12 protein-coding genes, 1 tRNA gene and 1 other RNA gene are annotated in these 12,635 nt (G+C 41.9%); 6 read left to right on the top strand and 8 right to left on the bottom strand.

From position 1 onward, the window contains the following. The first annotated feature begins 292 nt into the window (after positions 1 to 292). Positions 293 to 1,285 (top strand): RDD family protein, encoded by a 993-nt coding sequence (locus MF4642_RS03430; protein WP_078425308.1) that lies wholly within the window; start codon positions 293 to 295, stop codon positions 1,283 to 1,285. A 52-nt stretch (positions 1,286 to 1,337) separates the two neighbouring features. On the opposite strand, the gene MF4642_RS03425 is transcribed toward MF4642_RS03430, so the two are convergent. The 4 genes from MF4642_RS03425 to coaD form a co-directional block, all read right to left on the bottom strand. Then, positions 1,338 to 1,414, bottom strand: a tRNA-Met gene (locus tag MF4642_RS03425). A gap of 73 nt (positions 1,415 to 1,487) precedes the next feature. Then, positions 1,488 to 1,865, bottom strand: an RNA gene (gene rnpB, locus MF4642_RS03420) — RNase P RNA component class A. Between the two features lie 26 nt (positions 1,866 to 1,891). Continuing rightward, a complete protein-coding gene (locus MF4642_RS03415; RefSeq protein WP_004695536.1) occupies positions 1,892 to 2,155 on the bottom strand; it encodes a YfhL family 4Fe-4S dicluster ferredoxin in 264 nt (87 codons plus the stop codon). A gap of 1 nt (position 2,156) precedes the next feature. After that, positions 2,157 to 2,648: a pantetheine-phosphate adenylyltransferase gene (gene coaD / locus MF4642_RS03410; RefSeq protein WP_004695534.1), complete on the bottom strand. Its 492-nt coding sequence runs from the start codon at positions 2,646 to 2,648 to the stop codon at positions 2,157 to 2,159. Positions 2,649 to 2,789: 141 nt separating this feature from the next. Between coaD and smpB the strand changes: the two genes are divergently transcribed. After that, complete coding sequence (smpB, locus tag MF4642_RS03405; RefSeq protein WP_004695532.1) at positions 2,790 to 3,266, top strand: SsrA-binding protein SmpB; 477 nt, start codon at positions 2,790 to 2,792, stop codon at positions 3,264 to 3,266. Positions 3,267 to 3,309: 43 nt separating this feature from the next. Here smpB and MF4642_RS03400 read toward each other — a convergent pair whose 3' ends face one another. The 3 genes from MF4642_RS03400 to rluD form a co-directional block, all read right to left on the bottom strand. Continuing rightward, complete coding sequence (locus tag MF4642_RS03400; protein ID WP_005400401.1) at positions 3,310 to 3,876, bottom strand: flavodoxin family protein; 567 nt, start codon at positions 3,874 to 3,876, stop codon at positions 3,310 to 3,312. A gap of 107 nt (positions 3,877 to 3,983) precedes the next feature. After that, positions 3,984 to 4,724: a peptidoglycan editing factor PgeF gene (gene pgeF / locus MF4642_RS03395; RefSeq protein WP_078425307.1), complete on the bottom strand. Its 741-nt coding sequence runs from the start codon at positions 4,722 to 4,724 to the stop codon at positions 3,984 to 3,986. Between the two features lie 30 nt (positions 4,725 to 4,754). Then, complete coding sequence (gene rluD / locus MF4642_RS03390) at positions 4,755 to 5,807, bottom strand: 23S rRNA pseudouridine(1911/1915/1917) synthase RluD (protein WP_078425306.1); 1,053 nt, start codon at positions 5,805 to 5,807, stop codon at positions 4,755 to 4,757. A 71-nt stretch (positions 5,808 to 5,878) separates the two neighbouring features. Here rluD and MF4642_RS03385 point away from each other — a divergent pair, with 71 nt between their 5' ends. After that, positions 5,879 to 6,862 carry an outer membrane protein assembly factor BamD gene (locus MF4642_RS03385; protein WP_078425305.1) on the top strand — a complete coding sequence of 328 codons (984 nt, stop codon included), beginning with the start codon at positions 5,879 to 5,881 and terminating at the stop codon, positions 6,860 to 6,862. 193 nt (positions 6,863 to 7,055) lie between these two features. Further along, on the top strand, positions 7,056 to 8,951 hold the full coding sequence (locus tag MF4642_RS03380) for a DNA primase (RefSeq protein WP_078425304.1): 1,896 nt from the start codon (positions 7,056 to 7,058) through the stop codon (positions 8,949 to 8,951). Between the two features lie 25 nt (positions 8,952 to 8,976). Here MF4642_RS03380 and hemA read toward each other — a convergent pair whose 3' ends face one another. Beyond that, positions 8,977 to 10,260 carry a glutamyl-tRNA reductase gene (hemA, locus tag MF4642_RS03375; protein ID WP_078425303.1) on the bottom strand — a complete coding sequence of 428 codons (1,284 nt, stop codon included), beginning with the start codon at positions 10,258 to 10,260 and terminating at the stop codon, positions 8,977 to 8,979. Between the two features lie 78 nt (positions 10,261 to 10,338). On the opposite strand from hemA, the gene MF4642_RS03370 reads away from it, so the two are divergent. Together MF4642_RS03370 and lolB are read left to right on the top strand one after the other, a co-directional pair. Next, entirely contained in the window at positions 10,339 to 12,048 is a 1,710-nt protein-coding gene (locus MF4642_RS03370; RefSeq protein ID WP_004695519.1) for a hypothetical protein, read from the top strand. Positions 12,049 to 12,053: 5 nt separating this feature from the next. Next, positions 12,054 to 12,635, top strand: a complete 582-nt coding sequence (gene lolB, locus MF4642_RS03365) for a lipoprotein insertase outer membrane protein LolB (RefSeq protein ID WP_004695517.1) — start codon at positions 12,054 to 12,056, stop codon at positions 12,633 to 12,635.

Genomic DNA, 12,635 nt, shown 5'->3' with positions numbered 1-12,635 from the left:
CAATGCTAAATGCTATGCGCAACTAAACTGAACAAAGAATAAAATTACAGGCTAAAAAATAAATTTTTGCAGAATAATGTACTGCCTATATGCAGATCCAAAATAGCTTCCAAGGATTAAAATTGCAGAAGTATCAACTCAATGTAAATAAAAAGAATCTCTTCGAATTATTGATTTCATCTCTACAATTCTGTAAAACAGCTCACTATTTAATAAAGTGATTAAAACTTGTTAATTACTGATTACTTTTAACATCAAAACCAATAATTTTATAACAGCATGAGTCATTATTTTGGATAATACAATTGAAAATGGTGTATCACCTGATACACAACCTTATATTGCAGGCTTTTGGCGTAGGAGCTTCGCATTTATCATTGATGCTTTGCTCATCGGTGCTTTCTGTAACATTATCTCTAGCCTATTAGGTAAATTTCCTTATGAATACCCTATACTCATAACATTAATTGGTTATCTTTTCGTTATTCTATACTTTACTTATTGCAACAGCGTTAACAATAATGGACAAACAATCGGCAAAATTCTTCAATCCATTAAAGTCGTCAAACTAGATCAGCAGTATCTCAGCCTATCCGCCTCATTTCTACGCTCGGCAATTTTATATGCCCCTTTCTGCTTAATGTCTTTTACGCTACTTTTTCACCCAGTATTGAATAGCATCTTTACGATACTTTTAGGTAGCTTACTGATTTCTATAATTTATTTATATATTTTTAATCGGAAAAATCGCCGCTCTATTCACGACTATCTAGCACACACAATTGTCATAAAAAATGGGGTTGAACCTAAGACTATTTCTACAACATGGAATGTACATTTTTACATCGTAACTATTTTAGTTTTCATTTTTTCAGGGTTACAAGTTTGGAACAGTATTACAAGTGACCAAGACTATATTCCTATTTCTTTACAAAATCTAAAATTTAAGGAATTAAGCCAATTTGATTATGGTTATCTCATCCTTCCTAAAAATGAGGAAGGTATAAATCCAACTCAACATTATTATTTAGCCACGATTACCGATCCTAATTTACTCAATAATCCAAGTTATGCTGAAGAATTTGCACAATATATTTTCAAATTAGAACCACGTCATCGTGCAAAATATCTAGAAAATTATGTTCAACTCACCGCTCGCTATCAATTTGGGTTAATTTCAAAAAAACGTTCTTCCACCTATTTAATTGAAACAGATGATCAGCAGAAAATTACTGCTCAGGAAGTTTCTTCACAACAACAAACGCAAATTGGAGGTGGGTATTAAGCCCAAAATAAGGACAAAAAAAGACCACGTTTTGGAACGTGGTCTATAAAAATGGTGGCTATGACGAGACTTGAACTTGTGACCCCCGCATTATGAGTGCGGTGCTCTAACCAACTGAGCTACATAGCCGTAAACTGTGCGCGCATTATGTGGTTTTCTCACCAGTACGTCAAGTACCTTGCGCGCTTAATTGATCAAAATTTGTTGAAGTGAGCCGATAAGCCGGGTTCTGTCGAGAACGATCATTCCTCTAGGCGTACAATCACTCATACGCTCAAGCGACCTACCCGGATCCAGCATGGGCCATGCCTAAAGGATCCCTATTTGGTCTTGCTTCCGGTGGGGTTTACCATGCCATGAACTGTTACCAGCCATGCGGTGCGCTCTTACCGCACCCTTTCACCCTTACCTCCGATTTCGATTGCTCGAAACCATAATGAAGGCGGTCTACTCTCTGCTGCACTTTCCGTCGGCTCACGCCGCCCAGGCGTTACCTGGCACCTTGCCCTATGAAGCCCGGACTTTCCTCCCCTGCTTCAATCACGGAGATCTCCACAGCAGCGATCGTCTGGCTCACTTCGAGGCGCATAGTATCAAATCTTAGACTTAATTGCTTGCGCTTTTTTGAGCAATTAGTTTTTTATATTTATCCATGAGCTCATCCTCAGTTTCCGCATGATTAGGATCTAGCGGAATACAATCCACTGGACAGAACAATTGGCACTGGGGTTTATCATAATGTCCGATACACTCTGTGCATAAGTCTGGATTGATTTCATAAATCAATTCCCCCATGAAAATGGCTTCATTGGGGCACACAGGTTCACAAACATCACAATTGATGCATTCATCGGTTATATATAAAGACACATTACCAACCTTGTTGATGTTTACGTTCAAAAGCAGCAACCACCGCTTGTGGTACAAACTTCGTCACATCACCTTTTAAACGTGCTATTTCACGAATCAATGTCGATGAAATAAATGAATACTGTTCTGACGGCGTTAAAAATACCGCCTCAAAGTGTGAATCAAGTTGACGGTTCATATTGGCTAACTGGAACTCGTATTCAAAGTCAGACACTGCACGCAATCCTCGCAGTACAGCCGTTGCTTTTTGTTCACGGAAGAAGTTCACCAACAAACCATCAAAACCTACAAACTCAACATTATCAAGATGGCTTAATGATGCTTTGGCCAAGCTCACACGCTCTTCTAAACTAAAGAGAGGGTTTTTATGATGACCAATGGCAATGGCTACCACCACTTCATCAAACATACGTGATGCACGTGTAACCAAATCAATATGACCATTGGTAATTGGATCAAAAGTCCCCGGGTAAATGACGCGAGTTTTAGACATCCATTTTTACTCTGTTGATTTTGTAGAGCCATATTTTAGCAAAAACTTGTTTTATAGGTGAAGAAACTCTATAAATTTGAAAAAACTTCACCTTAACCATGCTTTAAGGCACAATAGGTACATTGTTGGAAGTAATTGATTATGGCGAAAGCAACTGTAGTTAAAAAAAATACCAGCGGGACGATTGCACAGAATAAACGTGCACGTCACGACTATTTTATTGAAGAAAAATTTGAAGCCGGCCTGTCACTGCAAGGCTGGGAAGTGAAATCATTACGTGCAGGTCGTATGACGCTGTCTGAGAGTTATATCACCTTTAAAAATGGTGAAGCTTTCCTGTTTGGTGCTCAGATTCAGCCTTTACTCAGTGCATCAACGCACATTGTTCCTGAAGCGACCCGTACCCGTAAGTTACTGTTGAACCGTCGTGAACTGGATAAGCTACTCGGCGCAGTGAATCAAAAAGGTTATTCGTGTGTTCCGCTTGTTGCTTATTGGAAAGGACCACGTGCGAAATTAGAAATCGCTTTAGTGAAAGGCAAACAGCTGCATGACAAACGTGCCACGGAAAAAGACCGTGACTGGCAACGTGATAAAGCCCGTATTATGCATAAATAATAAAAAAACCTCCTATGTGGAGGTTTTTTTATTATTAGAACTGTTAATAGTCAGCTTTTAGCTCAACCAAATATTTTCCGAACTTTCGAGCAGTTTCCAAGTCACCTTCGGGTGGGGTTATTTCAATACTGGCGTTGTCTGACTGAGTCATCAAACCTAAAAAGCTCGACATCCGATTAATATCGTGTTGGCTACGTCCCGTCGGCATAAACGGTAAACCAGCCCACAACATACCATGCTGCATAGCAAATAAATTAATCTGTTGTAATACCGCCAGTTTATCGCCACTTAAGCCCCCACCATTGGTAAAGCCTGCAGCCAGTTTTCCTTGCCAAGCCCGAGCTAACCAACGCTTAGAGGAATCTTCCATAAACTGCTTAAGCGCTGCGGTAAGACTGCCCATATACGTTGGACAACCCATCACAATAATATCGGCCTGATCTAACAAGTCCCACTGCACAGCAGCAACAGAAATTAAATGCACATCAGCACCTGCCTGCTCTGCACCTTGTGCAATATACTGAGCGACTTTCGCCGTATGACCATAGGCGCTATGATAAACCACACACACATGAACAGGTGCAGCAGAAACAAGATCAGGTACAGACATGGAAACTTTTAAGACCAAAGAATTGAGTTAAGTTTAACACTTTCACTCGCAGAGTGGGGAGTAAGTGCAAGGATTAAAACAGCCAAGCACTTCATCAAAAGCCAAAACTATTGCATAAACACAAAGGTCGCCATACGCCCAGTTTTGGCATGACGGCGATACGAAAAATATTCATCAGACTGGCTAAATGAACACTGATCACCGCCAGAAACCACTTCAACACCATGCTGTTTTAGAATAAATTTTGCGATCGCATATAAGTCAGCATAATACTTTCCAGCTTGCTCAGCTGTTTGAAATGCAGACTCCAGCTCAGCATACTTTGAACAAAAGGCTTCTTTTACTTCCGCCCCAATTTCAAAACAAGGTTGGCTAATAGCTGCGCCCAACCAAGCCCATGTCGGCTGAGTATTCATGCTGGAAATGGTACTTTCAATAATGCCATGCGCCAACCCACGCCAACCTGCATGCAAATTGGCCACTTCAGTTCCATCTGCATTGCCTAAAACCACTGGCAAACAATCGGCTGTCATCATCATCAGGGCATGCTTCGGGCGCTGTGTCACTAAACCATCCCCTTCTTGAGCATCAAAGTCAATTTGCTCATTCACTGCACAGCAAATGGTGCTATGGGTTTGCGTCATCCACGTAATTTTATCGACCCCATAGCCTGCAAACTCTTCGAGCAAGATCATGCGATGCTGTTGCACACGTGCAGCATCATCCTGTACATGCAAAGCCAAATTAAAGCCTTGTAGTTCAGATTGAGTAGTTTCTAAAGCACGATCATGATGTACACGGGTTTGCCCTACAAAAACACCTGCCGGAAGTCCTTGAACAAATTGCATATACTGTCCTTATGATGATTCAACTATAACTTAGTAGGCTTTGTTTTCCGTGCGTAGTACATCGACCAAGGTCGCCAAGTCTGCTGGCCACGGCGCTTTAAACAACATTTCTTCACCTGTACGAGGGTGTTTCAAACCTAGCTCTGCTGCATGCAAGGCTTGGCGTCTGAAACCACGTAAAGTCTCATCTAAAAGTTCTGTTGCACCTGCGGGCACGCGTACACGTGGCATATACACAGGATCGCCAACTAAACCAAAACCAATATAACTAAAATGCACACGAATCTGATGCGTACGTCCAGTTTCAAGACGAGCTTGGATGCGGGTGAAATGTTGGAAGCGTTCTTTCACGTTGTAGTGTGTTACAGCGTCTTTACCACCTGGTAATACCGCCATTTTGACACGATCTACAGGATGACGTTTAATCGGTTCATCCACCGTGCCTCCAGCAATCACATTGCCATACACAATCAGATCATAAACACGGTAAACCGTTTTTTTCGCCAATTGCTTGCTGAGTGAAAATTGTGCTTCTAAGTTTTTCGCAACGACCAATAAACCTGACGTATCTTTATCAATACGATGCACCAATCCCGCACGAGTCAGTTCTGCCGATTTTGGATAGTGATGCAATAATGCATTTACCAACGTACCCGATGAGTTGCCCGCACCTGGGTGAACCACCATCCCAACAGGTTTATTAACAACAATAATGTCGTCATCTTCATAGACGATATCCAGCGGAATATCTTCAGGCAGACTACGAGTTTGGGCTTCTAACTCAACTTCAAGGGTTAACAGTTCAAATCCTTCACATTTATATTTCGGTTTGACACTGTTACCATTTACCAACAAATGGCCTTCTTTTAGCCACTGTTTGAGTTTTTCACGCGAAAAGTCGCTCCAAATCGTTGCTGCAACTTGGTCTATACGCTGTCCGAGATAAGTTTCATCCAATTGAAATTGCAACGATAAACGTGTTGCAGTAGAGCTTGAAGTATGGTTATCTGCATCCTCAGAATCTTCAAGTAAATTGAAATCAGTTTCAGGGAAATTTGGATCGGAAGATTGTGCTTGAGCCATTTGATCATTCAAATAAAAGTGATTTAATAGCGCAATTGTAGCTCATTGCCCGTATTAACAGAGGAATTTTTATGTCGCTACCACATTATAAAATGACAATGCTTGCTCTAACGATTGGCATTGCATCTGCAATGGTAGGCTGTAGCAGCAATCCCAAGAAAGAAGTGGTAGATACCGGTCCACAATCGAGTGAACAGGTTTATATTCAAAAAGCAGAAAAAGCACTGCAAAGTGGTCAATATACCGACGCTGCAAAACACTTAGAAGCATTAGATACCTATTACCCTACAGGTGAATATGCACAACAAGCTCAACTAGAGCTGCTCTATGTGAAGTTTCAGCAAAAAGATTATGAAGGTGCGATTGCACTGGCTGATCGTTTCATTCGTTTGAACCCTCAGCATCCAAACGTGGACTATGCCTACTATGTCCGTGGCGTAGCCAACATGGAACAAAACTATGATGGTTTGATTCGTTATACTTCTTTAAAGCAAGCACATCGCGATGTGAGCTATCTTAAAGTGGCGTATCAAAACTTCGTAGACTTTATTCGTCGTTACCCTTCAAGCACTTATGCTGTAGATGCCGCACAACGCATGAAGTTTATCAGCAATGAGTTGGCTGAAAGCGAAATGAATGCCGCACGTTTTAATATCAAACGTAAAGCATGGGTCGCAGCACTAGAGCGTGCGCAATGGGTGATTGAACATTATCCACAAAGCCCTCAAGTGCCTGAAGCTTTAGCAACTGTTGCTTATTCCTATGACCAATTGGGCGACAAGCAAACTGCGCAACAATATACCGATGTCTTGAAACTGAATTATCCAAATTTAGTGAAATCGAATGGTGAAGTGAACTTACGCGCTGCACGTAAAGACGCAAGTTGGGTTAACCGTGCAACTTTAGGTGTGTTTGGTCGTGAAGAACAAAACAGTTCTGAAGAAAAAATCGAACAACCCAAACAAACAGCAGAACGCAGCTTTACCAATCGTGTCAGCTTCGGTTTACTGGATCGCCCTGAAACACAGCAAAACATCAATACTGAAACCGAATAATTCCTCTGAAATATTCGCTATTTTAGAAAGGGCAAGTTATCATACTTGCCCTTTTGTTTTGTGCGATTTCCGCTTGATCAAAACGCCTAAAAGGTATACAAAACAATCTAGATTCGATGGTTGTTTGCATTTTAAAACCTCCATCTCTGCTTCTTTTCACGGTTTCCAAAATATCAGCGACTGACGATTCGACATGGCTATTCCTCAACACACCATTGACCAAATTTTAGATCGGACCGACATTGTCGACCTGATTGGTCAACGTGTGAAACTTAAAAAGTCAGGTCGCACCTATTCAGGCTGTTGTCCGTTCCATCAAGAAAAATCACCATCTTTTCACGTGTATCGTGACAAACAGTATTTTCACTGTTTTGGTTGTCAGGCCAATGGTAATGCCATTCGTTTTTTAATGGACATCGACAGTCGTAGCTTTATTGATGTGATGAAGGATTTGTCGAGTCAAACAGGCATCGAACTTCCAAAAGACAACCGTGACTCGAAAAAACTGGTGTATAAGCGCGAAGCTAAACCTCTCCAAAAACCACAGGTCGATGCCACTGAAGCCAAGAAAACCGAGCCAGCTCCAGCACAACCTGAGTTTCAGATTGAGCATGATCCTTTTGCTGAATTTCAGTCCATGGACTACCAAGAAGGTTACGCTGATTTTGATACCTTCGAGGGCTTCAACACTACCCCCGTTCAGGAAGGTAACTTATACGACCTGTTAGAAAATATTGCGCAATATTATGAGCAACAACTACCGCATAGTCGTGCTGCTCAGCAGTACTTTAAACAGCGTGGACTCAGCCGAGATACCATTGCATATTGGCGTTTAGGTTATGCACCTGAGGACTGGCAACACTTAGAAAAAGCCTTCCCGCAAGATATCGAAGGCTTAAAGCTACTTGGACTAATTCGTACCAGCGATAACGGTCGTGACTTTGACTTGTTGCGGGATCGCGTCATATTTCCGATTCGTGATGCCAAAGGTCGTGTGGTAGGCTTCGGTGGTCGTGCTCTAAATGACGAAATTAAGCCCAAATACATCAACTCGCCAGACTCTGAGGTATTTCATAAAAACCAATTACTTTATGGTTTATATGAAGGCCGTAAACAAAAAGCCCAAGACTGGCTGATGGTCGAAGGCTATATGGATGTGATTGCACTACAGCAGTATGGGATTGCAGGTGCCGTAGCGACCTTAGGAACTGCCAGTAACACCGAACACTTAAATATTCTGTTTAAACAAAACAACCGTATTACCATTGCCTTCGATGGTGACGTAGCTGGACAAAAAGCGGCTCGCCGTACTTTAGAAATTGCATTACCGTTGCTCAATGATGGTCGCGAGCTGAAGTTTTTTGTTTTACCAAATGATCATGACCCTGACTCACTGATTCGTCGCGAAGGTATTGAAAACTTTAATAAACTGCTCCAACAGGCTCCTCTTCTATCAGACTTTGTTTTTGCACATCTAACGCAGAACCATGACATCAGTAGTCCTGAAGGTAAAAGTCAGGTCATGAGTGAGTTACGCCAACTGACGGACTTATTGCCAAAAACAGGCTCTTTCCGTTATTTGCTAAATCAATCCTTCAAAGAAAAACTCGGTTTTGGTCGTCGCTGGACACCTCAAGTCAGCAACGATGCCTCGTTGTCTTTTAATATTCGCACCAAAGACGAAGACTTCGCCCTCGCCGTTCTGATCCATCATCCGTTTTTGTATATTCACTTTGAAACTCTACGCGCCTATTTACCTGAAGATGAACTTTTAGCGCATGTGCTACAAGTCTTAGATGGCATCTTTGATGATTTACCTGATGACCAAGAACTGGCGACCTATTATGTACTGGGTGCGTGTAGCCGTTATGCCAACGCGATTGCCGATATTATGCAGCGCACCAATATTGAAGAACTAACTAAAACACCAGAACTGGCGGATAAACTGGCCAGTGAATATGCCCTTTCGCTTGAAGAAAAATATTTAAAACTTAAACTTAAAGCCCCAAATTCATTAATTGAGACACGAAATTTAAAACATAAACTCTTTGAACTGACCAAAAAAATAGGCTTAAGACTGATTACTTAAACCTATTACATTTTCGTATTTAGATTTACTTTTTAGTTTTACGACGTTTAGCAAAAGTCTCATTTAAACACGTTTGCATTTGCTCAAAATGACTTGGGTCTTCTGATTTGGCTGCTTCACGCAGCATAATCGAGGTCGGATGTAGCAACTTCTGCGTCAAACGATGTGCAAACTCTTGCATCACCCGCTCCGGTTTTTCCCCTTTCGCAATTCGTGCCAGCGCTAGATCTAATTCTTCTTGTCTTAACTGTTCACCTTGCTGACGGTAAGCATGGATGGTTTCACCTGCCAGATTAACCTTCTGCTGGGTCACCAACTCCGTTGCTAATTGGTTGACCATCACCTCTGCTTCAACCGCTGCCTGACGACGCTGAGCAAGGTTTTCATCAATCACCGACTGCAAATCATCTACGCCATATAAATAGACGCCATCCAAACTTTCCACTTTCGGGTCGATATCACGCGGAACAGCCAAATCCACCATCAACATTTGTTGATAACGACGCTTTTTTAAAGCAGCTTTGACATCTGGATAATGAATCACTTGATGTAAACTTCCCGTACAACTGGAAATGACATCTGCACGTGCTAAGTTACTGGCCAACTGATCAAATTCAATGATTTCAACATCTACACGATGGGCTATTTCTTGAGCCAAAGTTTCAGCCCGTTCACGAGTACGGTTACAAATGAGGATTTTTGCGACTCCCATTTCAGCCAAATGCTTCGCCACCAAGCTATTCATTTCGCCCGCAGCGACCACCATGACTGTCAACTTTTCAGGCTTACTAAACACTTGTAATGCCAACTGAGCCACCGCGTAGCCCATCGATACGGCGTGAGTACCTACAGCCGTTTCAGAGCGGACGCGTTTCGCCGCATAGAAAGCATATTCAAAAATTCGGTTTAAATGAGGAGAAACAGTATGAGCCGTCTTCGCTAGAGATAGTGCAGATTTAACCTGCCCCAAAATTTGCGGTTCACCAAGCATGAGTGAATCTAAACCGCTTGCAACACGCATTAAGTGAGTCACAGCCTGCGCATTTTCATAACGGTATACATGATTCAACAATTGTTTAACATCTATGCCATTTGCTTGGGCGAGCCAGTTCAATACCATATCTGAGTTTTCAGACATGGCATACACTTCTGTTCTGTTACACGTAGACACCACCACCATTTCATTTAAGTCTTGGTTTTGGCCTTGTTGCTCAAGCAGTTGCGTTAACTTTTCAGGGTTAAATGCAATTTGCTCACGCAATTCTACGGAGGCGGTTTGATGGTTGACACCCAATGCAAAGAAAGACATATCAGATCATCATTTCGCTAAATTTATGCTATTGTGCAATAACGGTGTCATAAAAAGCATTACTTGGATCAAGAAAAATTGCGTCAAACACATTGCCGACTGAGCGGCGCGAGAATTAAGCAATATTCTACCACATTCTTACTCGTCGGTAGCATGGCATCTAGTGCTCATCTTAGAGCAGCTGGAGATTTTTCGCTATCTAATTATGATGCAATTCAACAAAGTATGATTGCCGAATTTGCACTGGCTTACCAAGACAGCGCGACTGCCTTGCACAACTATACTGTGCTGGCGATTAAAAGTAATTCCACCACCATTAAACAGCGCGCTTTAAATATTGCCCTTGAACAAAATGATTTGCATGCCGCACTCGACATTGCAACGCATTGGGTGGTACAAGAGCCCACCGATGTTCCAGCATTATTTTATTTGTCGCATATTGCACTCAAAGCACATGAATATGAGCTTGCGGCTGAAACGCTCGATAAGATTCTCAATATTGATGCCAATGCTGATTTAGAGCAGATCCTTGCGGGAATTGCCCCTGAAGAACCTGAAGATCAAGAAATTCTCATTCAAGCGTTACGTTCGAGTAAGGAGCGGAACAATCCCTCTATTTTGGCATTGATTGCAGGTTTAGAGGCTCAAAATGGCCAGCTTGAACAAGCCCTGACCACCATTAATAAAGCCCTAAAAAAGCGCGGAAAAGTCACAGGCTACATCCTGATGAAAGCCAACTTACTCAGCGCACTCGGTCAAGAGGAAGAAACCCGTAATTGGTATGCGAAATCGAGTCGTAAACACCGCGACAATGTCGATATCCGTTTAGCAGAAGCCAAATATCTGATTAAAATTAATGCGTCGAATGAGGCCTTAACCAAGCTTGAGAGCCTGATTAAAAAATGGCCTAACCAAGAAGAAGCCTTGTTTATTGCGGGGTTAACCAGTATTGATTTAAAGAAGTACGAAAAAGCTGAAAAATATCTGGTTGAACTACGTAATTCGGCTGAATATCAAAATGAAGCCTATTACTATCTAGCAGTGAATGCTGAACGAAAACAGCATTTTGAAACAGCCAAGGCCTACTACCGTCTAGTCGATGGTAGTCTGTATACCGTATCGCGTCGTAGCCTCATCAGTATCTATACTCAGCAAAACAAACCCAATGATGCTTTACGCTTCTTAACCCAAGAACGGGTGAACTACCCACAACATGCAAGCTTCTTGTATCAGGCACAAGCCGATATTTTAAAGCGCATGAATAACAAAGCCGCAGCCATGCGACTGTTAGATGAGGCGATTAAAAACTTACCGGATGATCCTGAACTGATCTATTCTGAAGTGCTAATGTTGGATCCACATACGGATAAAGACAAACTTGAAAAGTTGCTAAACCAACTGTTAAGTATTGAGCCCAATAGCCCAACCTACCTCAATGCTTATGCATACACTTTAGCCTTGCAAAACAGACGCTTAGATGATGCACGTAGATTTGTTGAACATGCTTTAGAATATGCCCCTGAACAAGCCTCCATCTTAGATACCTTAGGCTTTATTTGTTACTTACAAAATGACTTTAGCACGTCAGCCGAAGTTTTAGAAAAAGCCTATCTCATCAGTGGTAGTGTCAATATTGGGGTACGTTATGCACGATCAGTCTATATGCTCGGTGATCTGCAAAAATTCTCCACTGTGTTACAACAACTCAAACAAAAACACCCAAATGATCCTCAATTGGATCAACTAAATACTTTATTGTTACCCCAACAACTGAAAAAGAGCTCATAGTTTTTATGCGTATTTTCTCAAATCTGAGCTTAAGCTTACTTGCTGCAAGTAGCTTGGCACTAACAGGCTGTCAACAATTTACCAAACCACAGCTTGACCCAAACACCATACAAACCGAATCTGATCAACACTTTAGCTTACAAGGTAAAATTGGGGTGCGTACGCCTGAACAGACAGGCAGTGCTTTTTTCACATGGGTACAACAGCAACAAGAGTTTGATATTGAGCTCAGTGGAATTTTAGGCGTTGGTAAGACGCAAATTACTGGTCGTCCAGGTGAAGTTAGCCTGAATAGTGCTAAAACTGGCCTCATCCAAGCTGAAACTCCTGAAGAACTTTTAAAAACAGCAACTGGTTGGCAGGCGCCCATCACCCATTTAGTCAATTGGGTTCAAGCCAAACCCGCAACAGTTCAAGCACAAATCCAACGTGACAGTGCCAAACGCGCAGTACAGATCATTGAAGATGGTTGGAGCGTTGAGCTGAGCTATAACGAGCAAGCCCATATGCCAAATCGGCTGATTTTAAAACAAGCACTTGAAAATGGTGCCGAAAACCGTATTACAATGGTCATTCAAAACCGCTAG

The organism is Acinetobacter sp. MF4642, assembly GCF_002018925.1.
Lineage (GTDB): Bacteria > Pseudomonadota > Gammaproteobacteria > Pseudomonadales > Moraxellaceae > Acinetobacter > Acinetobacter johnsonii.
Note: the sequence above shows the minus strand (reverse complement) of the source record. Positions and strands in the feature narration are given on the sequence as shown.

What these genes read in the sequence shown, in the direction of transcription:
- coaD (WP_004695534.1), bottom strand. Translation starts at nt 2,648, where the DNA reads ATGTCTAAAACTCGCGTCATTTACCCGGGGACTTTTGATCCAATTACC.
- MF4642_RS03400 (WP_005400401.1), bottom strand. Translation starts at nt 3,876, where the DNA reads ATGTCTGTACCTGATCTTGTTTCTGCTGCACCTGTTCATGTGTGTGTG.
- smpB (WP_004695532.1), top strand. Translation starts at nt 2,790, where the DNA reads ATGGCGAAAGCAACTGTAGTTAAAAAAAATACCAGCGGGACGATTGCA.
- lolB (WP_004695517.1), top strand. Translation starts at nt 12,054, where the DNA reads ATGCGTATTTTCTCAAATCTGAGCTTAAGCTTACTTGCTGCAAGTAGC.
- rluD (WP_078425306.1), bottom strand. Translation starts at nt 5,807, where the DNA reads ATGGCTCAAGCACAATCTTCCGATCCAAATTTCCCTGAAACTGATTTC.
- hemA (WP_078425303.1), bottom strand. Translation starts at nt 10,260, where the DNA reads ATGTCTTTCTTTGCATTGGGTGTCAACCATCAAACCGCCTCCGTAGAA.
- MF4642_RS03380 (WP_078425304.1), top strand. Translation starts at nt 7,056, where the DNA reads ATGGCTATTCCTCAACACACCATTGACCAAATTTTAGATCGGACCGAC.
- pgeF (WP_078425307.1), bottom strand. Translation starts at nt 4,724, where the DNA reads ATGCAATTTGTTCAAGGACTTCCGGCAGGTGTTTTTGTAGGGCAAACC.
- MF4642_RS03385 (WP_078425305.1), top strand. Translation starts at nt 5,879, where the DNA reads ATGTCGCTACCACATTATAAAATGACAATGCTTGCTCTAACGATTGGC.